The 25,690-nt window shown below is 57.3% G+C and carries 15 protein-coding genes; 6 read left to right on the forward strand and 9 right to left on the reverse strand.

All coding sequences use genetic code 11. The features are described from left to right. Together NHH03_RS03810 and NHH03_RS03815 are read right to left on the reverse strand one after the other, a co-directional pair. Positions 1-1,584 (reverse strand): aldehyde dehydrogenase (NADP(+)), encoded by a 1,584-nt coding sequence (locus tag NHH03_RS03810; RefSeq protein ID WP_253154416.1) that lies wholly within the window; start codon positions 1,582-1,584, stop codon positions 1-3. A gap of 8 nt (positions 1,585-1,592) precedes the next feature. Continuing rightward, positions 1,593-2,477: a fumarylacetoacetate hydrolase family protein gene (locus tag NHH03_RS03815; protein ID WP_253154417.1), complete on the reverse strand. Its 885-nt coding sequence runs from the start codon at positions 2,475-2,477 to the stop codon at positions 1,593-1,595. A 186-nt stretch (positions 2,478-2,663) separates the two neighbouring features. Here NHH03_RS03815 and NHH03_RS28100 point away from each other — a divergent pair, with 186 nt between their 5' ends. Next, the gene (locus NHH03_RS28100; protein WP_253154418.1) at positions 2,664-6,473 is read left to right on the forward strand and encodes a CRTAC1 family protein; all 3,810 of its coding nucleotides are present in this window, start codon (positions 2,664-2,666) and stop codon (positions 6,471-6,473) included. Beyond that, positions 6,473-6,700, forward strand: a complete 228-nt coding sequence (locus NHH03_RS03825; protein ID WP_253154419.1) for a hypothetical protein — start codon at positions 6,473-6,475, stop codon at positions 6,698-6,700. The genes NHH03_RS28100 and NHH03_RS03825 overlap by 1 nt, the downstream gene beginning before the upstream one ends. A 25-nt stretch (positions 6,701-6,725) precedes the next feature. On the opposite strand, the gene NHH03_RS03830 is transcribed toward NHH03_RS03825, so the two are convergent. Both NHH03_RS03830 and nadC read right to left on the reverse strand, forming a co-directional pair. Further along, a complete protein-coding gene (locus NHH03_RS03830) occupies positions 6,726-8,147 on the reverse strand; it encodes an undecaprenyl-phosphate glucose phosphotransferase (protein ID WP_253154420.1) in 1,422 nt (473 codons plus the stop codon). A 51-nt stretch (positions 8,148-8,198) separates the two neighbouring features. Further along, positions 8,199-9,128, reverse strand: coding sequence for a carboxylating nicotinate-nucleotide diphosphorylase (gene nadC / locus NHH03_RS03835; RefSeq protein WP_253154421.1), 930 nt, complete (start codon positions 9,126-9,128; stop codon positions 8,199-8,201). Between the two features lie 353 nt (positions 9,129-9,481). On the opposite strand from nadC, the gene NHH03_RS03840 reads away from it, so the two are divergent. Continuing rightward, positions 9,482-9,844, forward strand: a complete 363-nt coding sequence (locus NHH03_RS03840; RefSeq protein ID WP_253154422.1) for a ComEA family DNA-binding protein — start codon at positions 9,482-9,484, stop codon at positions 9,842-9,844. Positions 9,845-9,922: 78 nt separating this feature from the next. On the opposite strand, the gene glmM is transcribed toward NHH03_RS03840, so the two are convergent. Beyond that, complete coding sequence (gene glmM / locus NHH03_RS03845; RefSeq protein WP_253154423.1) at positions 9,923-11,275, reverse strand: phosphoglucosamine mutase; 1,353 nt, start codon at positions 11,273-11,275, stop codon at positions 9,923-9,925. Between the two features lie 185 nt (positions 11,276-11,460). On the opposite strand from glmM, the gene NHH03_RS03850 reads away from it, so the two are divergent. Further along, positions 11,461-13,275, forward strand: coding sequence for a phospho-sugar mutase (locus tag NHH03_RS03850; protein WP_253154424.1), 1,815 nt, complete (start codon positions 11,461-11,463; stop codon positions 13,273-13,275). 286 nt (positions 13,276-13,561) lie between these two features. Here the strand turns inward: NHH03_RS03850 and NHH03_RS03855 are convergent, their stop codons facing one another. From NHH03_RS03855 to NHH03_RS03870, 4 genes are all read right to left on the reverse strand, one after another. Beyond that, positions 13,562-15,931: a peroxiredoxin family protein gene (locus NHH03_RS03855; protein ID WP_253154425.1), complete on the reverse strand. Its 2,370-nt coding sequence runs from the start codon at positions 15,929-15,931 to the stop codon at positions 13,562-13,564. A 236-nt stretch (positions 15,932-16,167) separates the two neighbouring features. Continuing rightward, positions 16,168-17,877 (reverse strand): hypothetical protein, encoded by a 1,710-nt coding sequence (locus tag NHH03_RS03860; RefSeq protein ID WP_253154426.1) that lies wholly within the window; start codon positions 17,875-17,877, stop codon positions 16,168-16,170. Between the two features lie 50 nt (positions 17,878-17,927). Next, positions 17,928-19,544, reverse strand: coding sequence for a serine/threonine-protein kinase (locus NHH03_RS03865; RefSeq protein ID WP_253154427.1), 1,617 nt, complete (start codon positions 19,542-19,544; stop codon positions 17,928-17,930). Then, a complete protein-coding gene (locus NHH03_RS03870; protein ID WP_253154428.1) occupies positions 19,541-20,197 on the reverse strand; it encodes an RNA polymerase sigma factor in 657 nt (218 codons plus the stop codon). Before NHH03_RS03870 ends, NHH03_RS03865 begins: the two co-directional genes overlap by 4 nt. Positions 20,198-20,892: 695 nt before the next feature. Between NHH03_RS03870 and dnaK the strand changes: the two genes are divergently transcribed. After that, on the forward strand, positions 20,893-22,836 hold the full coding sequence (gene dnaK / locus NHH03_RS03875; RefSeq protein ID WP_253154429.1) for a molecular chaperone DnaK: 1,944 nt from the start codon (positions 20,893-20,895) through the stop codon (positions 22,834-22,836). Between the two features lie 141 nt (positions 22,837-22,977). Next, positions 22,978-25,629 carry an ATP-dependent chaperone ClpB gene (clpB, locus tag NHH03_RS03880; protein ID WP_253154430.1) on the forward strand — a complete coding sequence of 884 codons (2,652 nt, stop codon included), beginning with the start codon at positions 22,978-22,980 and terminating at the stop codon, positions 25,627-25,629. Positions 25,630-25,690: the final 61 nt, after the last annotated feature.

Consider the following 25,690-nt stretch of genomic DNA (forward strand, 5'->3'; position numbering starts at 1 on the left):
TTAGCTGGCCGGGACGTCGTCGGTGGTCCAGACACCATCGATGCGACGCGGTGTTTGGCCGGTCAGATTTTTATCGGTCAACAGCGCCGGCAATCGACTCGGGCGAACGTTGTCATAGCTGGTCAGTTTGGCAAATCGGATCAGCGATGCGGGGACGCCGACGGCGGTGAAACCGGGGTGCCCGGTGGCCGGATAGGGACCGCCGTGGTTCATTGCCGCCGAGACGGCCACACCGGTCGGCATCTTATCGTTCAACACCCGTCCCACCTTGGGCGTCAATTCGAACGCGACACGGTCATAGTCCGCATCGTCACCGCCCGCGGGATCGCTGTAGATACATCCGGTCAGATTGCCTTCGAGGCTGGCGATGACTTGGCAAACTTGGTCGACGTCGTCGGCGACGATGATCAATGACGCATTGCCGAACGCTTCGGTTTGAAATCCTTCCGGATCCGATAAGAACTGATTCCCGGTGGCTTTCAATAACGTATTGGCCATCGCACAGCGATCGGATTCCAGTTCACCGCCGCCGGTCAGCAGTTCAGCGCCAAAATCGCAGAGCGTGCTGACGCTCGATTTCAAGCTGCCCGCCACTGCAGGCGACAATAGCGTTCCCGCCGGCGAGGTTGCGAAGCGATCTTTGACCGATTCGATAAACGTGTCCGCAGCTTTCCCTTTGACCAACACGACCACACCGGGGTTGGTGCAAAACTGGCCTGTGCCCATCAGCGCACTGCCGGCAAACTCGTCGACAATTTCGGCACCGCGAGATTCCAAGGCTTGGGGCAGAACAACGACCGGATTGACACTGGACAATTCCAAATAGATCGGTTTGCCCGCAGCATCCGCGGCGGATTTTAGTTTCAGTCCGGCGGAGCGGCTGCCGGTGTACCCGGTCGCGCCGACGCGTGGATCAGCGACCAAGCGTTCGCCGTCGGCGTGCCCGGTGCGATAGATCAATTGCACGATCGATGTCGGCATCCCAGTTTGTTCCGCAGCGGCGAGCGCCAGTTCGGCAAACAATCGTGTGGTTTCCGGATGTGAGCTGTTGGCTTTGCCGATCACGGGGTTACCGGCGGCAATCGCAGCAGCGAAATCGCCTCCGGAAACTGAACCAAACGCAAACGGGAAATTGTTGGGGCCAAACACGCACACCGGGCCCAATGATTCGTAGCACGATCGAATGCCCGAGGCGGTGTCGATGGTGGCCAGTGCCCAATCACCGCTGCGACAGGCCGCGGCGGCCGATCGCAATTGGCCGCTGGTGCGAGGCAATTCGCCGTCAGCTAGGCGAGGTGATTTTGCCAGCCCGGTTTCAGCGTGCGCCGATTCCACGAGCGATTCTTTGGCGGCATCAATTTTATCGGCATAGACGTCCAGAAACTCAGCGATCTTGGCCGCTGGCAACGTCCGCATCTCACGTGCTGCTGCGGCGGCGGCGTCCAACGCGGCGTCGCAATCGGCCCACGAGCTGATCGGGAATTCGGCGGGCAGTTTTTGGTTGGTGTTCGGGTTGGTGGCTTGAAAGCTGCCGACCGAATCGGCGTCGCGCCATGAACCAGCGATGAGAACTTTTGCAGTCATGTCTAAGATTAAATTTCGAGTGGTGTAGATGGGTGTGTGGGGCCTTGGACGATCGGATTGCTGAGTGTGCCGACGCCATCAATGGTGATCTGGACGATGTCACCGGGGTGAAGGGTGAAGTCACTGGTGGGAACAATTCCGGTGCCGGTCATCAAAAACGCGCCATTGGGAAACGAATTGTCTTTGGCCAGCCAGCTGACCAAGTCGTCAAAGCTGCGAGCCATCTGATCGCCGGATGTTTGCTGGTCGAACACGACTTGACCGTCACGTTGGATCTTCAAATCGACACCCAACGACTGGGGCGAAGGCAATGAATCGAAAAACGCCACCCACGGGCCTAAACCGGCACATTGGTCGTAACACTTGGCCTGAGGCAGATACAGCGGGTTTTCACCTTCGATGTCGCGCGAGCTCATGTCGTTGCCGACCGTCAGCCCGACGATCTTCATGGTAGGGCTCAAGACAAGTGTGATTTCCGGCTCGGGCACGTTCCATGTGGCATCGCTACGGATCCGCAGCGGTTGGCCGTGGCCGGACACGCGATGGGGAGTGGCTTTGAAGAACAACTCTGGACGATCGGCGTTGTAAACTCGGTCATAGCAGGACGCGGCGGCTTCCGATTCTTCCATCCGCGCCGTTTGGCTGCGTTTATAGGTGACTCCGGCGGCCCAGATTTCTTGGTGGTCGATCGGCGGCAACCAACGAATCGTCGAATCGATCGCAATCGGCGATTCTCGCTGTAAACTCTCCAGCGCGGCTACTGGATTTTCGGCAGCGATCAAATCAGCCAAACTACTGTGGCCGGCCGTCATCGTCAGTGGAATTAATTGGTCTTGTTCGACCAGTCCGACGCGTACGGAGTCGGAACGGTCTAAAAATTTTGCTACTTTCATAGATTCAATCCGTCTAAAAACGATCTCACACCGATGGTGTCCCAGGTGAATGCGTTTGAACCGAGTTCGCTGACCAGCGACCGCGATCACGAAATGCCGTGCTGCCGAAAATCTGGAAAATCAACGCGTCATCATGCGGCACCTGCCCGACTCCAGTCGCCAACGTGGCGACGTACCAGGCGGCCGGTGACCGGGATCTCGGCAATCCGGTACGGCATGCTGGCACTCTCGGTCATCCTGCTGACCGGCTGCGGCAGCAAAAAAAAGCCACCGAGTGATGCAGCGAGCAACGGAAACGGTACCACGCAAACGTCCGGCGGTGAATCCGAGGCCCAGCTGTTGAAAATCAAGTCGGCTTTGGCGGCAACCGAGAATCTGGAACCACAGCAGGCCGCAGCATTGTGGAGCGATCTGGCCAAAACGTTTCCCAAAGACCCCTCGGTAGCACTCAACCAGGCTCTCAATGCCGTGCTGCGTGTCGATCAGTTGACCGCGACGGCGACTGATGCGGTGAAAACCGCAGACGAAAAAAAAGCCGCCAGACGATTGCTGGCCGACGCCATCGAAGCGGCCCGCACAAGCGTGAAAAACTATCAATCACTGTCCGGTGATGAAGTGACCGGGCAATGGTTGGAAAGCCGCGTCGACGCACATGAAGCCACGTTGTTGGGGACCACGATCAGCAAATCGCTACGACGCGATTTGTTCGCCCGTTTGACCACGGCGATCCAAGGCCCACTGGGGGAAAACCCCGCTGCCATCGTCTTGGGTGGACCGTTGGTGGACCTCTTGGAAAAAATGTCTGATCCGATCGATGGTTTGCCGGCAAATGTGCAGACGCCCGCGGCCGCAGCACTGCGCCGCCTGTCCGATCAGAATCCGGACAACCTGTTTTTGGCACTACGAGCGCTGCGATTGGCGATCGACGAACAAGATGCCTCGGCAACGCAGTTGGTCCAACGCAGTTGGAATTTGGCGCAAGCGGTCGAGCCGACGTTGGCGGCCTACACCAAACCGATCGGTCTGACACCCCAGCAACTGAGCGATCAAATCAGCCAAGCGATTGAGTCCGCCGATTGGGCAAAAGCCGAACAGTCGTTTGTGCTGTGGTCCAACGTTTTGGGCCCGTTGGAAATTTTGCGCACCGATCGCAGGCGGACTTCACCACACCCATTGGACCGGTTGAATTTTGACACGGTCCGCCGCTTGAGTGCACAGATTGCGAAACAGAATCCTGTTCCACAGAACACTCAAAGTCTAACGTTTGATCGCCAGGAAATTGGCAGCAACATCCGTCACGTGCTCGCCATCGATAGCGACCTGGATTTGGACGCTGACTTGATCAGTGTGACAACCGACAACCAACTGCAACTTTGGACTCGGCAAGACGACAGCTGGAAACAGCAGGCCAGTCTCGCCATGCAGATCGCGCCGGCCGGGATGATTGCTGCCGATCTGTTCATGGTTGATAGCAGTGATTCAGGACGGCTGCGCAAGAGCGGCGAATCCGACGGCGACACCGACGGCGACACCGACGGCGATCGCAGTGAGTATTCGATGAAGGTGCGACACAACACGTTGCCCGGATTGGTGCTGTACGGAGAATTTGGAATTCAGTTGGCGCAGATCGACACGCGTGCGGAAACCGCCGAAGATCAACGTCTCACTCTGTTGTCGGACAAGACCGGATTGGAAGATTTGCCGGCGGTCGCAGCGGTCATTGCGGGTGACCTGGAAGGCGACGGCGATTTGGATTTGGTCGCCGCGCCGAAAACGGGGCCACTGCGAACGTTCATCAACCGCGGCAATCGGACCTTTTTCGAAGCCGTTGTCGCCACCAGCACCGTCGCCCCAGACGACGCCGTGGTGCAGATGGCGATCGCCGATTTGGACCGTGATTTGGATCTGGACATTCTGACGATCCACGCCTCTTCGGGCCGTGTCGGAATCTTGGAAAACTTGCTGCACCTACAGTTTCGATTTCGCTATCTGGACGCCGTGCCGGCGCTGCCGATCGGAGCGGCGCCCGAGCAACTGTTTTTGGCCGTGGAGGATGTTGATGGCAACGTCGGCTGGGACGTGATCGCGGCGTCTGACGAGCAAACGTTGATCGCGTTTGGCAATTCGGCCGACATCGGTGTTTGGACGGTGGACCACGTCGACACGGCCGATGGTTTTGCCACCCGGCCCGTCCTGGCGGATTTTGACAACGATTCGTATTTCGAATTGGTCGCTGCCGATGCGGCCGTTCGGTTAGGACCAGCAGGCATCCAACCGCTGCAGGACCAGCCCACGTTGCCGCTTTCGCAAGACGCCGCAGCAGTGGACTTTGATGCCGATGGAAAGATGGACTTGGTTTCTGTCGCTGAGCAACACATTGCTGTTGGGATCAATTCGATCGACGACAAACTCCATCAGGTTTCCGTCCGTTTCAAAGGGATTGCTGACAATGCCGCGGCCAGCGGACGAGTCAACCACTATGCCATCGGTTCGGTGTTGGAATTGCGATTCGGACCACACTATCGCAGTCGCATTGTGACCAGTCCCCAAACCCATTTTGGCATGGATGGTTTCGACGTCGCCGATAGCATTCGCGTGATCATGCCCAACGGTTTGACACAAACCATTCGACATCCCGAAATCGACTCGGTGGTCGAAGAGGAACAGACACTCAAAGGGTCCTGCCCGTATCTGTACAGTTGGGATGGCGAGAAGTTCGCGTTCGTCACCGATTGTTTGTGGGCCGCGCCGCTGGGACTGCAGGTCGCCGCGGGCGTGGTACAGAAAGATCGGCCCTGGGAATATCTAAAAATTGACGGTGATCTGGTTCGCCCACGGCCCGACGGTAGCTATGAACTCCGGATGACCGAAGAGCTTTGGGAAGTGGCCTATGTCGACAAGATCGAGCTGATGGCAGTGGATCACCCCGCGGATGTACAAGTCTTTTCCAATGAAAAAGTGGGGCCACCGAACCTGGCCACGCCGACGATCTTCTCGTTTGCCCCCGACGATCTGTATGCCGTTGAAACGGCCAATGACACTGTGGGTGATGATGTCACCGAGCGGTTGTCGCATTCAGACGAACAATACGTTCAGGGATTCGACCGGCGAATCCGCCAGGGACTCTGTCCACCGCACTGGATCGATATGGACTTTGGTGACGCGGTGCGAGATCAACTTGCAACCACCAAAAACGCATCCGTCTACCTTGTGCTTCGCGGTTGGATCTTGCCGACCGATACATCGCTGAATATCCAGATTGACCAGAATCCCGAATTGCCGGCGATTGAATTTCCGTCGGTTTGGGTTCCCGATGCCAACAGCGATTCGGGCTGGCGGAACGCGATTCCCTTCATGGGATTTCCGGGCGGGAAAACCAAAACCATCGTGGTGGATGTCAGCGACCAGATCGATGCCGCCGATCCTCGTCTGCGGGTCCGCACCAGCGCACAGATTTACTGGGATTCGGCATCACTGGCGATCCAGGATCAACCGTCCCCGGTCATGACACAGAACGTGCCGCTGCGAGAAGCCGAAGTCGCTTTTCACGGTTATTCCAAACGCAGCAAACCGCACCCCAGTGCGCCGGAAACCTATGACTATCAGCAATCCGAACTGTCACCCAAATGGCCGCCGCTGCGAGGGCTGATGACTCAGTTTGGCCCCTGCACCGATGCGTTGAAATCTTGGGATGATTCGATGGTGGTGATCAGTGGCGGCGACGAAATTCGAATGCGTTTTGATGCTCCAGAAAAAGCCCCACCGGCGGGTTGGAAACGCGACTTCATCCTACACTGTGTGGGCTGGGACAAAGACGCTGATTTGAACACGTTGACCGGTCAATCCATCGGTCCGCTTCCGATCCGCGACATGAGCTCGTATCCTCCGACAGCCGAATCGGCCGAGCGATTTGAATCCGTCCGTCGACTCAATGAAAAATCGCTGCAACGCCGCCAATCGTTCCGTGCATTCTGGCACCCCGGTGAACTTAACTGATGACTGATTCCGAACCCAATCCGAACGACGATGCACCGCGCCGTCACCCCACGTCAAACTCTCCATCGCTGTTGAACGCCACCCTGTTGGTGTTCGTTTTTGCGATGTTGCCGGTGATCGGATTTCTGGCGTATTTGAACTTGAACAAGGGCAGCGAAGCCCCCACCGAAATCATCGCCGATGGCGTCGTGGAACCAGAGGAAGAGAATGCCGCCGAGTCGCCCTGATCATCTGTGATCCACGGAAAGGGGCTCAATACGCGGTGTCTTGTTTCCAAACCACGAGCAAGGTTTTCACCAAAATTTTCAGGTCCAGCCACAGTGACCAGCGGCGGATGTATTGGTGGTCCCACTGGACTCGCTTTTCCATCTTGTCGATCGTCTCGGTCTCGCCGCGGCAACCGTTGACCTGGGCCAATCCGGTGATCCCCGGTTTGACTTTGTGTCGCAGCATGTAGCCGTGAATCAGTCCACGGTACTGCTCGTTGTGCGCGGTGGCGTGCGGGCGCGGTCCGACCAATGACATCGTGCCTTCGATGACGTTAAACAGTTGTGGCAATTCGTCCAAACTAGTCTTTCGCAATAGACCGCCCAGCGGTGTGATCCGGGGATCACCCTTGGTTGCCTGCTTGACCGTTGCGCCGTTGTCGCAGGTTCGCATCGAGCGAAATTTCCACACCAAGATCTCTTTGCCATCCAGGCCGTAGCGTCGCTGGCGAAAGAACACCGGGCCTTTGCTGGTCAGTTTGATTGCGATTGCGATCAACGTCATCGGTATCGCGATGACCACCAGTCCGGTAAACGCCAAGGCAAAATCGGTGGCTCGTTTGAACATTCCATCGACGCCAAACAGCGGGTTTTCGAACACGCTGACCGCTGGTAACCCACCGACGTTGGTCCAACGTGAATGCAGCAATTCGAAAACGAAAAAGTCCGGCACGATATAGACCGACACCGTCGTATCACTCAGTTGGTCAAACAGATAGCGAATCCGGTCTTCGGCGCGCATCGGCAACGTGACCATGACCGTGTCGATCTGGCCGTCGCGACAGCGCTGAACCAGATCTGCCAGGTTCCCCGCGAGTGTCTCTGTTTCATTGGACTCGGTTGTGGGACGATCTTCGACACGATCGTCAAAGTATCCGACACTGCGATAGCCAAGTGCCGGATCGCCTTCGATATTGGCCAGTGTCTGGCGGCCCAACGCGTTCATCCCGGCGATCGCAACACGCCGTGTTCCATAGCCACGGCGAATGGCAGATTGCTGAACGATTCGAATGTTCATTCGCGACAACGCCACGAACATCGGTGCCAGCACAATCCAGGCAAACATCACGCTGCGGGCAAACCCTCCTGCATAACGTGTGGCAAATCCGATCACCGCCAGCAACATCACGGTCATGCACCAGGTCAAGACGATCGCCACGATCTCATGATTGGCATTCCCACGATCACTGGTTTTTGCCAACCCCGTGATTTTCGACAGGATCAAAAAGATGATGGCCGCCAGCAGACCCAACACCAGGGCGGCATCGTCGATACCGCCGCGGGCAACAAATTTGACGATCGCTAATGAGCCCAAGATACCGGCTGCGTCCAGGGCTGGTTGCAACAGGTCCAATGCCCGGCGTTCCGCAGCGATGGCTGATCGCTTTTCAAAAGTGCGGTCTTGCATGGAACAAACAGGCGACAGCGGGTGAACGTACGTAGGGTGGTCACGTAAACCCTAGGTCGCTGCAGCGTCAAACCAATCGAGTCCCAGGTCCAACCAGGTGGCTTGGTGGGTCAAAGCCCCACTGCTGATTCGTTCAACGCCGGTTGCGGCGATCGCAGCAATTGTGTCGATCTTGACGTTTCCCGACACTTCCAGCTGCACCGCTGGGTTCAATTCGTCACGTAACTGCACCGCGTCGCGGATTTGATCGAGCGTGAAATTGTCGATCAAGATAATGTCAGGGCCGACGGGCAACACATCCCGCAATTGGTCCAGCGAGTCGACTTCGATTTCAACGATTGCCGGCGCCGTCATCCGTTCGACTTGGCCGCCCCGCCACTTCAATGCTTTTTCAGCCGCCACGCTCGGTGCCATCGCTTGTGCACCGATTCCGCCCAATTGCAAATGGTTGTCTTTGATCAGAAACCCGTCGTACAGTCCGCGGCGATGGTTCCGTCCGCCACCGCAGCTGACCGCGTATTTTTCCAGCAACCGCCAGCCCGGCGTGGTCTTGCGAGTGTCATAGACATGGGCCCCCGAACCGGCGATCGCATCGACGTAGGTCTTGACATCCGTCGCGATGCCACACAATCGACACAGCACGTTCAACACGATGCGTTCGCTGGTCAACAGATCTCGGGCGTTACCACGCAGCCGCGCGATCGGCTGACCGGGTACCAACGGTTGGCCGTCTTGGCACAGCCGTTCCAGTTCTAGGTCGGCGTCAAATTCGTCCACGATCCAGGGCAGCGTCGCCAACCCGGCACAGACCCCAGGTTGCCGCGGTGTGATTTGGCAGCCACCAACGCGGTCGTCATCAATCAAACAGACGCTGGTCCAATCGACCGCATCACTTAGGTCTTCGGCAATCGCCAACCGGATCAACAGGCGGACGTCATTTTCCAAAGCGGAATCAGCGGTGACGGTAACGTAGTCTTGCATGGCGTTGGCGGATCACGTGGGTCAATGAATGGGGGACGGCAAGGGCTTAGGCGAACAGGCCGACGCGGTTAGCAGATGCGATTTTGGGTGAGGCATTGTTTTATGGTAACCCGACGCGTCAGCGAGGGATCCTGTCCAACAAGCGAAATCCCTCGCTGACGCGTCGGGTTACCCTCAGAGTGCAACATCAACACTCCCGCGTCAGCTTCGGGTTACCATCAGTGCTTCTTCGACTCCACCGATGGTCGCAAACGATCGTGAATCCCGTACCATGAGCGTGCACTGACAAACTGTAACGCGATAGATTGGCGACGTCCAAGGCGGCGTGACCGATTGGGCGTCGAAAGTTCGAAATGAATTCACCGGAAAACGAACGGCTACCGGCGCTCCTCAACCCCCGCGTGCAACAGGCCACGCGCTGGGTTGCTACGTCTGCGATCGCGGCGCTTTGTCTTGCTGCCTGGTGGTCTGCTCGCGGTGACACTTCATCGCTTCAACAACATCCCGAGCGAGCGGAATTGCAACTCGATTTGAACCGGGCTGGCGAACGTGAACTGACGTTGATGCCCGGGATCGGTGCCAAGACCGCCGGGCAGATCATCGCCAATCGGCAACAGCACGGCGCATTCACTTCGCTGGAAGACTTGGCACGCGTTCCCGGCGTCGGCCCCAAAACCATCGAAGCACTCGCGCCCTACTGTTTTGTGGAACAGTGACTGACGGTGTTCGCCGTAGCGGATCCCGCCAATGTTCAAGCCCCGCTGATGGCAAGAGCCGCCGTGAACGCCGTACGGCTATTCGCTTGGAACAATCATGGCCTTGGCCGAGTCACACAGCCGTTGGGCTTCGCTTTCCGATTCCGCTTCGGCGATCATCCGCACGATCGGTTCGGTATTGCTGCCACGGACCAGCAACCAGCGATCGGGCCAGGCCAAACGCAGGCCATCACTTTGGTCAACCGTGGCATCCGGATAGGCCTGACAGAGCTTTGCGAACAGTTCCGGCAGCCCATCGGTCGACACCGCCGCTTTGTCTTTACGAATCGCCAACTTGGGCAACGCATCGGCGAGCTCGGCAAGTGATTTCCCGGTCTTGGTCATCAGATCCAGGACTTGAGCCATCCCGACGAAGCTATCGCGAACGTAGCCGACGCGCGGGTCGATGGGCCCGCCGTTGCCTTCGCCACCATAGGTTGCTTCTTCAGCGATCATCTTATCCGCCACATTGGCTTCCCCCACCGCGCTGCGATAGGCCGTCACGCCGGCCTGCTTGGCAAGTCGCTCGCTCATGCCGCTGGTCGCTCCGTTAATCACAATCGGGCCGCGGGTGGTACCACAGGACAGCGCATGTTGGACGCACAGTGCCAGCGTGTACTCTTCGCCGATGTAGCGTCCGTCGGCGTCGATCAGTGCCAATCGGTCGGCATCGGGGTCCTGGCAAAAACCGACACCACAATTCATCTGACGGACTTTTTCGGCCACCCCCGTCAGATTCTCCGCGGTCGGTTCGGGGACGTGGGAAAATTGGCCATCCGGGGTTTCGCCCAGTGACGTGATTTCACAACCGAGTTCCAGCAACAAGCGAATGCCCAAGATCGATCCGGCGCCATGATTGCTATCGATCAGGACTTTGTGTTTCGCCTTGCGAATCGCATCGACATCGACCGTTTTCAGGACGGCTTGCAGGTGCGGTGCATGCGGGTCTTCATATTCCAGCGCGGTGCCGATTTGATCAAACGAGCACCAGGCCGCAACCGACCCCAGATAGGCGTCGCGGATTTTGGCCCCCGTGATCGCATCGAGCACACGCCCGTCGCCGCCGAACAATTTGATACCGTTGTAGGGCGGCGGATTGTGGCTGGCGGATATCTGCACGGCTCCGGCCGCTCCCAGGTGTTTGACCAGCACACCGATGGTCGGCGTGGCGGCGACATCGACATCAACGACTTCACGGCCACACGCCCGCAACGTAGCCACAATCGCATCCCTCAGCATCGGTCCGCTACTGCGTCCGTCACGGCCGACGATGATTTTCCCGGCGGGCAATTGGGATGCAAACGCAGCGACAAAACTGCTGGCGACGACCGGGGTCAGTGTTTCGCCGACAATCCCGCGCAGACCACTGACGCTGATAATCAGTTTGCTCATCCGATCGATTTCCTAGACTGGAACGAAAAAGTGTGCGTGAAGTAAAGATTGAACATCGCCCTGCAATCGATAGAAATCAACCGGTCGTTGCAGAGTTTGCTGTCGAGCAAATAGAATCACTTGCTCCGAGTTCGACAACACGACCTCTTTCGCCAACTCCCTTCTTCTCAACAGGCAAATCCTTGATGAACGCCACCGATGCACTCGCCGCTGCCAAGCAGGCCGCAACCGATGGAAAACTAAGCGAAACGGCCGTCGAGAACATTGAACGCTGGTTGACCGAACCACGCTATGCCGAATACCGCGATCAAGTCGCCGACCAGATCGCCGATCAAAAGTGGCAGCCGCTTGACGACGCGTTTTGGACCATCATTCCGTTCGGCACCGGCGGGCGGCGGGGGCGGATGTACCCGATCGGATCCAACGCGATCAATGATCGCACCATCGGCGAAAGCGCTCAAGGTCTGGCGGATTATGTGGTCGATTACCACAAAGGCCAAAAACAGTTGTCCTGTGCGATTGCCTATGACACACGTCACAAATCACGCCATTTTGCCGAACTGTGCGCGGGGATCATGGTCGCAGCGGGGTTCAAAGTTTATTTCCTGGATGACTACCGCGCCACACCACAATTGTCCTACGCGGTGCGTTACAAGAACTGTGACTGTGGGATCATGGTCACGGCCAGCCACAATCCGCCCAGCGACAACGCCGTCAAAGTCTATTGGTCCAGCGGTGCACAGGTCTTGCCGCCGCACGACAAAGCCATCATCGACCGAGTGATGAGCTGCCAGGAAATTCGCTGCGTCCCGTTCGACCAGGCACTTGCCGATGGCAAGGTCGAAATAGTCACCGAAGAAATCGACCAAGCGTTTTTGGAGGTCACCAGCGCCCAGGCGTTTTCCGGGCCACGTGACGTCAAGATTTTGTATTCTCCCCTGCACGGCGTGGGCGCCGCCGCGGTCATGCCGCTGCTGGCCAAAGACGGTTTCAACGACGTCGAAGTCTACGGACCGCACGAAGAACGCAGCGGGGATTTCCCCAACGTTCCCGGTCACGTTTCCAATCCGGAAAATAAACAGGTCTTTGACGCACCGATCGAATACGCCAAAGCCAATGGATTCGATCTGATCATGGCAACGGACCCAGATTGCGATCGCCTGGGTGTCGCCGCGCCCCTGACCACCGACTCGGCTGGCCAATGGGGCACGTTCTCCGGAAACCAAATTGGTGCCTTGTTGGCCGATTTCATCCTCAGCAAGCGAGCCGCTGCGGGAACATTGTCCAGCGACCACTACGTCGTCAAAACACTGGTCACGACCGAACTGATTCGCCGCATCGCGACCGCGTACGACGTCAAATGCATCGGTGATTTGCTGGTCGGGTTTAAATTCATCGCCGCCACGATGGATGAAAATGGACCGGAGAAATTTGTCTTCGGAACCGAGGAGTCGCATGGCTATTTGGTCGGCCAATACTGCCGTGACAAAGACGGCGCGGTCGCCTGCATGTTGATGAGCGAATTGGCGGCGGATTTGAAACAGCGTGGCATCTCCATGCACGACCACTTGGCCGATCTGTATCGCCAGCACGGTTTCCACCAGGAATACATGATCAGTCTGGTGATGGAAGGCAGCGAGGGGATGGCGGCAATGCAACGGCTGATGAAAGCGTTTCGCGAAACCCCGCCGGCCTCCGTCGCCGGCATCGCAGTGACGCAAATTCGCGATTACCTCAACAGCACCCTGACCGACACCGCCAGCGGACGGCAATCACCGCTGGGTGACCCGGTCGGCAATCTGATCATCTTGGATTTGGATGAAGAAGGAAACTATGTCGCGGTTCGACCGAGTGGAACGGAGCCCAAGATCAAACTGTACGTGTTCACGAAACTGTCGACGGACCAGTCACAGGACTTGGATGCCGCCAAGGCAAAATTGAACGCGCGGCTTGAATCACTCGAAGCCGACATGCGAGCCTTTGCCAAAGACCATAGCTAAACCGAATCACGCAGTTTTGAAGTTGCGCTTTCACGGTAACCCGATGCGTGAGTTTTGAAGTTGCGCTTTTATGGTAACCCGACCGGGCTGTTGATTTAATTAGCCGGTCGCTAGTTGATGTGGAGGATTTATCCGACCGGCCTGATTCTTCGTCGAAAACCCTCACTCGAGTCGGATGAATCCTCCACACCAGCGCCGTTGAAGTGACGCGTCGGGTTACCAAAAAACAATGACTCAGGCGAAAGCGATGGCTTCAAAACTGACGCGTCGGGTTGCGATCAAAACGTCACTTCTGTTGCAGCAAGCGTTTCGATTCTTTCAACAAGAACTGGACGTCCTTGAATGGTTCATAGCTGATGTCTTGCCAGCGCACGCGGCCTTGACCGTCGACCAGAAAGGTGCCGTGGAGTGGTTGCGATTCAAAGTCGTCCCAACAGCGATAGGACTTGAAAACCTGCTGATCACCGTCACTGTACAACGGGATATTCAGTTTCTTTTCAAAGTCCTCCAACCCGGTGGCAAGTTCGTCGGCTGATTCACTACTGATGGCGACGATATCGATCCCGGCGTCGCGAAACGCTTCGAAGTGGGGGTCGAATTCATGCAACTGCTCGATACAGTGCAGGCAACCGAATCCCAGATAGAAAATCATCAGCTTGGGACGCGACGTCAGCTCGCTGCTTTGGACCAATTGGCCGTCCGCCGTTCGGGCTTGCCAGGAATCTGCTTGATACGGTTGCCAGCGAAACGGGCCCAGTTGATCCAGCGGCGGCCGTGCCCCTAAATCGTCTGCCGCCGGTGGCACAATCCGCCAGTCTTCATCGGCGTCAACCGACTTGGCGACCTCGGACAGTTTCGCCAGCAACGGTGTGTCGAGATCCGCCTGTGATGCCAGCTTGCGGAGTTCGGAAAAACGCTTTTGGGCGGTTTCGGTTTGTTTGTCACGCCACAACAGGTCCACCAACACCGCCAACGGTTGAACTTGATCGGGGCCGTCTTTGACGCCGCGCTCAGCGGATTTGATGGCGGCATCCAAATCGCCGGCCTCGGCCAACCAGATCGCCTCCATGCTCGCGTCCAATTTGGCGTCCTTCAACCGTGACTTTAGTGCGGCGGTGTCCTTGCGTGCTGTCGCAGCCGACGCGGCCACCCGCGCGATGATCCCACGCAGTGACTCGATGTCCTTCTGGATGGCTTTGCGATCCACTCGTTTGACCGGATCTGTCTCGTCGTCCGTTTGATCCTGGTCTACGTCGGACGCATCGGCGACGCGTTCGGCATCGTCCAACAATTGGGTCTGCATCTCAATCCGCTGACGTTGCAATTGACGCAGCGTTTTTGCACCCGCGTGTTTGTCGCCGGTCAGAAACTGGGCCACCCCCAGCCATCCCAGTTCATCGCGCTGCGTCGCCTTGTGATCGGTGGGCGGTAAATCACCACCATTGATCTCGTCGATCACCTGTTGCCAGAGAGCGTAGCGTGTCAATGTTTGCAGCAGCCGTTGGCGACCAAACTTGTGGCTGCCTCGTTTTTCTATCGAGTTGTAGCGCGGATGCTGTGGCAGCGAGACCAGGTTTTTTGCCAGGTCGATCGCATCGGAGACCCGACCGATGTGATTTAAATTCCGCACCAACCATTCATTGTTGTGGGCAAAGTTATGGATCTGATCGGGCATCAACCGAGTCTCGATCATGTGCGAGTGATCCACGCGCGCCGAGGCTTCCTGTTGCCACGCCGCGTCGCCGTAACGTTTCAGTTTCGAATAGATGTGGCCGGGCATGTGCCACATGTGAGCGATACCGGGACTGGAGGGCCCCGATTTTGCGGCCGACTCGAGCGCGTTTTCCGGACGAGCGGAATCCCACAAGTGGATTCGATAGTGGTGCGCGGGGTGATCCGGATTGACGGCAAAGATTTCTTTTAACAGCGCTTCGACGGCATACCGGCTGGTCAGTTTGACTCCCTCTCGATCGCCCATCCAGATCTGGACAACCAGGAACGCTTTGGCTTCCAGGTCGTCGGGGTGTTCGTACAGGATTTTCTCCAAGTCGGCGATGTACCGCTCGCCGCGTTTGGTCTTTTGTTCCCGCTCCGCTTCCTTCTGTTTGTCCGCCTCTTTTTCGTCAGCCTTGTCGGATGACTCGTCATCATCCTTGGCCTTCGGCAGGTAGCGTTCCAGCGCGTCGATGTATAGCTTTTCGCGCTTCGAAGTGTTCGACTTGGATTTTTCTTTGGCTTGATCAATGAACCCGCGGGCACGCTCGGAATTATTGACGTTTGCCATCGCCATTCCCCAGTACGCGATCGCCAGCTCCGGATCTTCGTTGGCGGCTTGGCGGAACGAGCGTTCGGCTTCCAGGTACCAAAATCCGTGCAGCTGCGCGATGCCCTGTTCGATGAACAGTTGGGCGAGCTCGGATTTAGTCGACGTGGGGAATTCAATCGCAGCCATCCCCGGCATCAGCACCGCAGCTTGGCGCGGTCCCTCGTTGAAGGCTTCGCCGTGATAGCTGTGCCCCGCGTCGACCGCATCGGCAGATTCCTGGCTGGGATCGCCGGACGAATTTTCGGGCGAATTTCCGGGGGAAGCGGCAACCAATGCGGTCACCGGGCAGAGTGCCAGGACGACGCCGAGCAGAGTGCGAATCGCGGGCATGAATCGATTTTTTAGGCGGGGACGGAACAGGCGGGAGGATGCAGAAGTCAGGCATTGTAGTCCATTCTCTGCAAACCGACGCGTCACCTATTTTCGAGATCGTTAGCCGGCCGCACGTTGGTGTGGAGGATTTATCCGACCGGCTTTATTGTTCGCAGCAACCCCGTACCCGAGTCGGATAAATCCTCCACACCAGCGCCGCTGAAGCAACAACCCAGCCACGTCGTGATGGACCGCTAGGGGCCAAATGGATCGGATTCAGAGTTTTGGTCGCCGAATGGATTGGGGGCAAACGGGTCGGGGCCGAACGGGTCTGTCGATCCGCCGAAAGGATCCGCCGCTGGACGGTTGGGCTGTAACGCTTGCTCGATTCGCAACAGTCGTAGCCGATGCTCGGTCAAACGTTTGATGGTTGTTTCCACGTCCAGTCGTAACTTGCGGACGACATCGACTTGTTGATCGACAGCGGGGGCGGCGGCAGGAACAGTGGCAGGAGTGGCGAAGGGATCGTTCAAATTTGTGTTTTCGGCCACCGATGGAAACAGTGATTGAAACGTTGTGATTTGCCCCTGCTGGTTCAAACTGAGTTTCATGACCGCCGGATTGAGTTGCGAGGAGCCTTCGCCAAGTACACAGACCGTACCGCCTTTCATTTGCTGCCAGTTGATGATCGGCATCCAGACCGCATCGTCCGTCGTGGCAGTGAATTTTTTGACCGCGTAGTTGCCTGGAGCAATTAATTCAAAATGCAGGCTTGCGTCTGAGGATTTCGAAGGCATCCGGGCGGGTTGGAAGGATGACCGCATCGCTCGCTGGTTATTCAGGTAGCGTGAAAACGTTGCCGTGGATTTCAGGTCCGACAGCGGCGGCGTCGGCAGCTCCTCGGCCTGCAAAGCACCAATGCCTTGTTGGCTGAGAGGCTGCAGTCGATAGCTGGCCTCGGGCTGGTCGCCCCACTGCGGCAAATGATCTGTTTGGTCATCGGACAGCTTGCAGGAAAGTGATCGTAGCGGTGCAAACGGAACCCGGGTCAGTCCGCTGGAACCACCGACCACGACAATCTGACTGGGACCGCCTGCAATCAACTTTTCGAACAAGGCTTCCGCTGGCGTTGTGGTCGCGCTCTCTTGGATCGCTTTTTCAATACTGCCACGCGGCAAGATCGTAACCCGCACTTCACCCGGTGGCACATTGACGACGTCCCCAATCAAAGACTTTTGAAACCAACGAAACCGTGCTTTGAATCGCCAGTCAAATTCATCCACTCGGACTTGGCCCTTCGGATTTTCGTAGGAAAATTGTTCCAGACTGGGCCAAGCGAATCCGTTTTGCCAACAGGTCAACACTTCGAAGCGCTCGGCTTGCACCTCAGGCTGCGGTTCGACCAACAGTTTCCCCATGCTGCGCAATTCGATTTCAGGCTTCAGCGTGGTTCCGGCGGGAAGAAAGCTGATCGCCGAGTCGCTGACGACCAGCATGGATGCCTGGGTGCGCGTGCTGGGACGCCGCTGCTGTCGCTGCGTATCTGGAGGCAAGTCCAGCTTTCCCGCGTCGTCACAGTCGTAGTGCGAGTAAAACTGGCCGTCCGGTTTTACAAGCGGCTTTCCATCCAGAAATGCGATCTCCGTCGGTCGTGGTGTAGGCTGCGAGCTCATTCCCCCATCCATGCCCATCTCCATCCCCATTCCCATGTCATCCATCCCACCCATCGAATCCATCATGCCGTAGCTTCCCATCATCATCATGTCTCCGTACTCGCCGCCGCCGTACATGTCACCTTGCGAGACGGGTTCGACGAACGTCTGGTAAACCTTGGCGCCTGCCGCGGGTGCACCGTCAGGCGTTCGAATGGTGACTTCGGTGGCCTGCAGTGTGTGCGGCAACACCGCAACAGCCAGCAATGTGCTCAGCGCGAGCGACAGAATGGTTTTCGAATGCGATTTCATGGCGAGGGTTCTCGTCGGATGGCTGGTTGGTTCCAGCGGGGTGCCGCCGGTCATTGACCGGTGGGCGGAAGAGGAGAAGAGGTCGGTGGGGGCAACGCGTTTTGTTCCAGATCGCCGATCGTGTTTTCCCAGCGTGGCAGCGTGACCTGTTGGATCGTTTCCAATTCCGTTCGAACCTGGTCCAGAAAGGGCTCAAAGGTGACGGTCGGCGAAGTGCTGATAGCCGGATCACGAGTCTCTATCGAGTCTGATTCACTGGTCGCCGGATCCGCAGTGGCCGAAACCTTTTCAGCAGTGGCTGACGGCGCAACCAGCGCGGGCTCGGCTGACGGTTGCTGCGTGATTTGAGTTGGATCCGTAGTCTGGCTGTGACGGAGCGCCATGGCCGAAATCAACATCAGGATCACGGCGCCGACCGGCAGCGCCCAGCCCAGCCATGTCGGTCGCTGTTTGACGTTGGTCATCAGTTCCGCCGGCAACGGGGATCGCTTGTCGTTTTGGTGCCGCTGACAAGCCGCGATCCAGTCGACGAGTTGTTCGGCGCTCGGTCGATTTACAGGCTCGTTGGCGTGCATCCGTGCCAGCATTCGATTGAGCCATTCGGGCAGGCCGGGACAATTTTCCGAAAGTGAGGGTAGTTTTGAATCAGCGATCTGGCGGACGATCGCGTGCGTGTGCATTCCGGCCATTGGCGGCGTGCCACAGAGCATCGTCCAGAACACGGTCCCCAAGGAATAAATGTCACCGGCCGGCCCGGCCCCATGGCCCAACGCCTGTTCGGGCGACAGATAAATCGGCGTCCCGGCAAAGGTTCCCGTTGCCGTGCAGGTGGCGTCGGTCTGGACTTTGGCCAACCCGAAATCAGACAGCACCACACGTTCGGTTCCCGCACCGAGCAGAATGTTGGCGGGTTTCACGTCACGGTGGACCACGCCGCAGGCATGTGCGGCCGCCAGCGCCGAAGCGACTTGGCGACCGATCCGCAATGTTTCGTCAATCGACAGCGCGCCGGCATCGCGAATCCGTTGCTGCAACGACTGACCAGGCAAATAGGGCATGACCAAGTAGGGCACATCGCGATAGCGGTCGACGTGATAGATCGAAATCACGTTCGGATGCACCACCGCAGCGGCCGAGCGGGCTTCGCGTTCCAACGTCAGCAGTGTGTCGGGCGATTGCCAGTACTGCGGCAACGGTAACTTGACCGCCACGATTCGATCCACGTCGACGCTGCGAGCCTTGAGCACGATGCCCATGCCTCCGCTGCCGACCACGCCCAGCACTTCAAATCGTCCCAGTCGACCCAGCGAGTATTCGTCTTCGGTCGGCCCCAGCAATGTTTTGACCAACGACAAAATCGCCGGATGCGCCTGGTCGGTCGCTTGCGGTTGATGCAGAACTTGCGTCGGACTGTCGGCCAAGTCATCCAGCCAGTCACGGCTGGACAACCCGCTGGCCTGCAACGCTTGACGGGATTGGCGAAAGAAAGCATCTCGTTCCGACAGCGCTGCCACGCGATCCTGGCAGGACGGACAACGATCCAGATGTGCCAGCAGCACGTCGTCGGCAAGCGCGACGTCCCCCTCAGCGGCGACCCAGTCGTGCCACTGGTCCTCGTCCGGGCAATCGTCCGGGCTCACTTGTTTCTGGGGGCGCTGCTCGCTCATGTGTCGATCTCCGGTTGGGACTCTCCGGCAAACTGGGTTTCCTCCAGCCGCTCGATCCGCGTGACCGCCTGCCGCAACCGGCGCAGCACTCGGCTGCGGATCGCATAGACCGAACCGATCGATCGGCCCGACAATTCAGCGGCGCGCGCAATCGACACGCCGTCGACGTGGGTTTGCCAAAAGATCAACCACTGCTCGCTTTCCACCTGTGATTTGACTACCGACGCAGCGGTGACGAACAGATGCTGTTGCTGCTCGCGTTGCCAATCCGTTCGCGACTGATCGTCCGGCAGTGGTCGTCCGGCGAGCGACAATTGATGGCTCGTCCCCCCGGTGCCACGCCGCGATAATTGGCGGGTCACAAGATTCAGCAATGCGTTTTCAGAAACTCGGTGCAACCAAGCACTGAATTTCAAAGGGCGATCACTGTCACCGGGCTCGGATTCCGTCGACCATCGCTGGGCCGCTCGAAAGACACGGGCGATGACATCGGCCACCAATGCCTCGGCATCACTGTGCTGCAACCCGCGTGATCGGGCATAGCGATAGATCACCGGCCGATACAACGCATCAAACCGATTCCAAGCGGCATCATCGCGGGGATCCGCAATGCGTTGCAGCAGGGTCGGTTGCGTATCAGGCCAATGGCTCATCGATTTTGACTCTTCGCACTACGGGGATCAGCTCTGGCAATCGGTTCGTACAATGAGTTGACCCACCTCGCGGCGATCTCTGACAAGAAAACTTAAAAAACAACGGCATTGCGACAACCTCGGATTCGGATTTTGAAGTTGCGCTTTCGCGTGGGGCATTGTTTTTGGGTAACCCGAAGCGTCAGCGAGGGATCCCGTTAACTCCCTAAATTCGTCGCTGACGCGTCGGGTTGCGATTCAACCGCAACTGCAAAACTGACATGCCGGGTTGTGGTAAAAGAGCAACTGCAACAGTTTCAGATTTGGCCAGCGTGTCAAATGGGCTGTCAATCTGGCAACCTGCAATTTACCTCGAACTGGGTGCTCAAGTCGGCACTGCCAGAAAAGGTTTTTGTTCTGCAGACACGTCTCAGAAACCGCTTGTAATGGGGAAAAACGGCTCATCGAAATGGCAGTCGAAAAAATTATGGTGGCTTGGGACCCGACTGGCACGGGCTTTGCCTAACACACTCTGCAACGCCACAACTGGCGAAAACGACAGACCGCTCGGCGACGTTCCCGAACCACCGACGGCCTTTAATAAAGCACCCACTACAACCCACTCGGTCCCCAAAGTCACTGCGCGGCTCCCCTTGGCTCTGCCGTCGCCGCAACAAACTTGACCTCACTACGATTTTCACGGAGACAGATTAGTCATGGCGCAAGGCGAAAAAATTATCGGTATCGACCTCGGTACGACCAATAGCGTGGTCGCGATCATGGAAGGTAGTGAGCCGAAAGTGATCCCCAACCCCGAAGGCAACCGACTGACACCCAGTGTCGTCGCGTTCACCGACAAGAAGGAAACCATCGTCGGCGAGCCGGCCCGTCGTCAAGCGGTCACCAACCCGACGCGAACGGTCTATTCGGCCAAGCGTTTCATGGGTCGCCGTCACAACGAAGTCGAATCAGAGGAAAAGATGGTGCCCTATGGCATCGTCGGCGGTGACAACGAATACGTCAAACTGCAAGTCGGTGACGAACAGTACACGCCGCAAGAAATCTCGGCCAAGGTGCTTCGCAAGTTGAAGGAATCCGCCGAGTCGTACTTGGGTCACAAAGTCAACAAGGCTGTGATCACTGTCCCGGCCTATTTCAACGACGCACAACGCCAAGCCACCAAAGACGCTGGCCAAATCGCCGGTCTGGAAGTCGCTCGAATCATCAACGAACCAACCGCCGCCGCACTGGCCTATGGTCTGGACAAAAAGAAAGACGAAAAAATCATCGTCTTTGACCTCGGTGGTGGTACCTTCGACGTCTCCGTTTTGGAAGTCGCCGACAGTGGTGACGAAGAAAACGAGAGCCGAGTCTTCCAAGTGATCAGCACCTCGGGTGACACTCACCTCGGTGGAGATGACTTTGATGAAGCCCTGATCAACTACGTTGCCGGCCAGTTCAAGCAAGACAACGCGATCGATCTGCGGAACGATCCAATGGCATTGCAACGGCTTCAAGAAGCTTGCGAAAAAGCCAAGAAGGAATTGTCGACTCTTCCCGAAACCGACATCAACCTACCCTTCATCACGATGGACCAAACCGGTCCCAAACACCTGACGATGAAGATCACCCGCAGCAAGTTCGAAGAACTGATCGACGATCTTGTCGAACGCTGCCGAAAACCTGTCATGCAGGCCCTGAAAGACGCCGGTTTTGCGGCTAGCGAGATCGATGAAATCGTCTTGGTCGGCGGTAGCACGCGTGTGCCAAAGGTTCGCGAAGTCGTTAAATCAATCTTCGGCAAAGACCCTCACCAAGGCGTTAACCCCGACGAAGTCGTCGCCATCGGTGCGGCGATCCAAGGCAGCGTGTTGGCCGGCGAGCGGACCGACGTGTTGTTGTTGGACGTGACCCCACTGACGCTGGGGATCGAAACCGAAGGCGGTGTGATGACCGCGTTGGTCGAACGCAACACCACAGTTCCGGTGGAAAAGAAGAACGTGTTCAGTACCGCCGCTGACAATCAATCGGCAGTGACCGTTCGCGTGTTCCAAGGTGAACGCAAGATGGCAGCTAACAACCGCTTGCTGGGCGAATTCAATCTAGAAGGCATCCCGGCGCAACCGCGTGGCGTTCCTCAAATCGAAGTCAAATTTGATATCGACCAGAACGGTATTCTCAGTGTTTCGGCAAAGGAATTGAAAACCGGCAAAGAAGCATCCGTTGAGATCAAAGAGGCTGGCGCACTGAGCGACAGTGATATCGAAACGATGCGTCGTGACGCGGAACAGAATGCCGACGAAGACCGTCGTCAGTTCGAATTGGCCGAGGCTCGCAACAAAGCCAACCAACAGGTTCACCAGTTGGAAAAGGACATGAGCGAACATGCCGACAAACTGTCCGACGAAGACAAAGAACCGTTGGGCAAAGCGATCGAAAAAGTGAACACCGCTGCGGCCGGTGAAGACGTGGCGGCTATCAAGCAAGCCACCGAAGAACTTGATGCGGTGGCCAAAGCGTTCAGCAAAGTGTTGTACGAGAAAACCCAAGCAGCCGGCGGTGATGACGCCGCTGCGGCCGGAGCCGCCGGTGCAGCTGCCGCCGGAGCAGACTCGGATGACGACGATGCTATCGATGCCGATTTCGAAGTCAAAAACTAGGCCGACCCGCTGAATCGAATGAACTGTACCGCCACGGTGATTGCCGTGGTGGCGTGGGACGGGTGACACGTCGCCCGTCTTTTTTATGCGCCTTGCGAATCCCTCGCTGGCACCACTTTTCAATTGCAGGAGCACCCCTCAATGGCTTTCCGTTTCGACAAATTGACCACCAAAGCGCAAGGTTTGATCGCCGAAGCACAAGGGCGTGCTACGTCAGCGGGAAACCCAGAAATCACTTCGTTGCATCTGCTATCGGCAATGCTGGATGAAAGTGATGGGATCACCGGTGCGCTGCTGTCCAAGATGAATGCCGATGCCAATCAATTGCGTGGATTGGTCGACAGCGAACTGACAAAACTGCCACAGGTCAGCGGCGGCCGGCAACCGAGTGTCTCCGCAGAACTGCAGTTGGCGTTCAACCAAGCCGCCGAGACCGCGGAATCGTTGAAGGATGAATTCGTCAGCACCGAACACCTGTTGCTGGGGATGGCCAAAGCCAAAACAAAAGTACAAAGCCTGTTGTCGCTGTGTGGAATTAGCGCCGCTGATGTTCTCAAGGCGGCAAGCGAAGTCCGAGGCAGCGCACGCGTGACGGATCAGAATGCCGAAGACACCTACCAGGCATTGGAAAAGTATGGCATCGATCTGACCAAACTGGCCGCCAGCGGCAAACTGGATCCCGTCATCGGGCGTGACAACGAAATCCGCCGCGTCATTCAAGTGCTGTCGCGACGGACAAAAAACAATCCGGTGCTGATCGGACAACCTGGCGTCGGTAAAACCGCAATCGCCGAAGGGCTGGCGCTGCGTATTTTTGAAGGCGATGTCCCCAACAGCTTGCGCAACAAACGTGTGATCTCGTTGGACATGGGCGCGCTGGTCGCCGGTGCGAAATTCCGTGGCGATTTCGAAGAACGATTGAAATCGGTGCTTCGCGAAGTCAAAGATGCCGATGGGCAAGTCATTCTGTTTATCGACGAATTGCACCTGGTCGTTGGCGCCGGCAAGGCCGAGGGATCACCGGACGCGGCGAATCTGTTGAAACCGGAACTCGCACGCGGCGCACTGCGCTGTGTGGGTGCGACGACGTTGGACGAATACCGCCAAAACATCGAAAAAGACGCTGCTTTGGAACGCCGCTTCCAACCGGTCTATGTCGATGAACCCAGCGTGGAAGACTCCATCGCAATCCTGCGTGGACTGAAGTCTCGCTACGAGTCACACCATGGCGTTCGCATCACCGATAGCGCACTGGTCGCCGCGGCAACGCTTGCCGACCGATACATCGCCGACCGGTTCCTGCCGGATAAAGCGATCGATTTGGTCGATGAAGCGACCAGTCGGATCGCGATGGAAAAAGAGAGTGTGCCAGAACCGATCGATCGCATTCAACGTCGATTGCGGCAATTGGAACTCGCCCAGCGTCAATTGGACGACGAGGATTCCGGCGACGCATCGATCGTCACGCGACGCGACGAAATCCATACCGAAATGGAATCGCTGGGTAAAGAGCTAGCCGATCTGCGCGAACAGTGGGAAAGTGAAAAAATCGGCTTGGAAGGCGTGCAATCGATTCGCCAAGAAGCCGAGACACTGGCGCATCAGTTTGCAAAACTAGACACCGAAGCCAAGCAGACTCAATTGCGAGGCGAGAACCCCGAAAACCTGTATCGGGAGATGCTGGAGGTCCAATCGCGCCAAGCCGAATTGCAAGCCAAACTGGATGATCTGGAAGCTCGCGAAGCCAACGCCAACCAAGACGATAAAGAAGCCAACCCGGCATCCGAGCGGCGACTGCTGCGGCGTGAAGTCACGGCCGACGAGATCGCCGAAGTGGTGTCGGCTTGGACCGGCGTCCCGGTCAATCGAATGATGGAAACCGAACGCGCCAAACTGCTGGTGATGGAAGAACGGTTGCACACACGCGTGATCGGTCAAGACGAAGCGGTTCGCGCCGTTTCCGATGCCGTTCGCCGCAGTCGCAGCGGGCTGGCTGATCCGAATCGACCGATCGGATCGTTTCTGTTTCTCGGCCCCACCGGCGTCGGGAAAACGGAATTGTGCAAAGCGCTGGCCGAAATCATGTTCGACGACGAAAACGCCATGGTGCGGATTGATATGTCCGAATTCATGGAACGGCACAGCGTCGCGCGAATGATCGGTGCGCCGCCCGGATACGTCGGCTATGAAGAAGGCGGCAAGCTGACCGAAGCCGTTCGCCGACGCCCTTACAGCGTGGTCCTGTTGGACGAAATTGAAAAGGCGCACCCGGATGTGTTCAACATTCTGCTGCAGGTCTTGGACGATGGTCGACTCACCGACGGCCAGGGCCGAACGGTCAATTTTGCCAACACGGTGATCGTGATGACCAGCAACGCCGGCAGCCAAGAAATTCAACGCATTGCCGCCGAAGGTGGCGACGCCGATGAAATGCAAGATGCGGTGCAACAAGCCCTACGGACGCGTTTCCTGCCAGAGTTTTTGAACCGGATCGATGACACCGTGATCTTCAAACCTTTGGATCAGGCACAGATTCGCAAGATTGTCAAAATCCAACTGGATCATTTGGCCAAACGATTGGAAGCCAACGGTTTATCGCTGGAAGTGACCGATGCCGCGATCGATGAAGTCGCCAAAGAAGGCTATGACCCGACCTATGGTGCGCGTCCCTTGAAGCGGGTCATCCAGCGCGAGATTCAAAATGAGTTGGCAACCACGTTGCTGAAAGGCAATTTTGAAGAAGGTGCAACCATCACCGTCGATCACGACACAACCGGTTTCACGTTCCGATAATAGTAGGTGAGGTGAAACCTGGCGTAGCGGATTCGCCAGGTTGCACCTGGCCTAGGGGTTA

Origin of the sequence: Stieleria tagensis (assembly GCF_024129865.1) — a bacterium.
Lineage (GTDB): Bacteria > Planctomycetota > Planctomycetia > Pirellulales > Pirellulaceae > Stieleria > Stieleria tagensis.

Bases quoted from the DNA above. Each gene is read 5' to 3' on its own strand.
- NHH03_RS03810 (WP_253154416.1), bottom strand. From the start codon at position 1,584: ATGACTGCAAAAGTTCTCATCGCTGGTTCATGGCGCGACGCCGATTCG.
- NHH03_RS03815 (WP_253154417.1), bottom strand. From the start codon at position 2,477: ATGAAAGTAGCAAAATTTTTAGACCGTTCCGACTCCGTACGCGTCGGA.
- NHH03_RS03825 (WP_253154419.1), top strand. From the start codon at position 6,473: ATGACTGATTCCGAACCCAATCCGAACGACGATGCACCGCGCCGTCAC.
- NHH03_RS03830 (WP_253154420.1), bottom strand. From the start codon at position 8,147: ATGCAAGACCGCACTTTTGAAAAGCGATCAGCCATCGCTGCGGAACGC.
- nadC (WP_253154421.1), bottom strand. From the start codon at position 9,128: ATGCAAGACTACGTTACCGTCACCGCTGATTCCGCTTTGGAAAATGAC.
- NHH03_RS03840 (WP_253154422.1), top strand. From the start codon at position 9,482: ATGAATTCACCGGAAAACGAACGGCTACCGGCGCTCCTCAACCCCCGC.
- glmM (WP_253154423.1), bottom strand. From the start codon at position 11,275: ATGAGCAAACTGATTATCAGCGTCAGTGGTCTGCGCGGGATTGTCGGC.
- NHH03_RS03850 (WP_253154424.1), top strand. From the start codon at position 11,461: ATGAACGCCACCGATGCACTCGCCGCTGCCAAGCAGGCCGCAACCGAT.
- NHH03_RS03855 (WP_253154425.1), bottom strand. From the start codon at position 15,931: ATGCCCGCGATTCGCACTCTGCTCGGCGTCGTCCTGGCACTCTGCCCG.
- NHH03_RS03860 (WP_253154426.1), bottom strand. From the start codon at position 17,877: ATGAAATCGCATTCGAAAACCATTCTGTCGCTCGCGCTGAGCACATTG.
- NHH03_RS03865 (WP_253154427.1), bottom strand. From the start codon at position 19,544: ATGAGCGAGCAGCGCCCCCAGAAACAAGTGAGCCCGGACGATTGCCCG.
- NHH03_RS03870 (WP_253154428.1), bottom strand. From the start codon at position 20,197: ATGAGCCATTGGCCTGATACGCAACCGACCCTGCTGCAACGCATTGCG.
- dnaK (WP_253154429.1), top strand. From the start codon at position 20,893: ATGGCGCAAGGCGAAAAAATTATCGGTATCGACCTCGGTACGACCAAT.
- clpB (WP_253154430.1), top strand. From the start codon at position 22,978: ATGGCTTTCCGTTTCGACAAATTGACCACCAAAGCGCAAGGTTTGATC.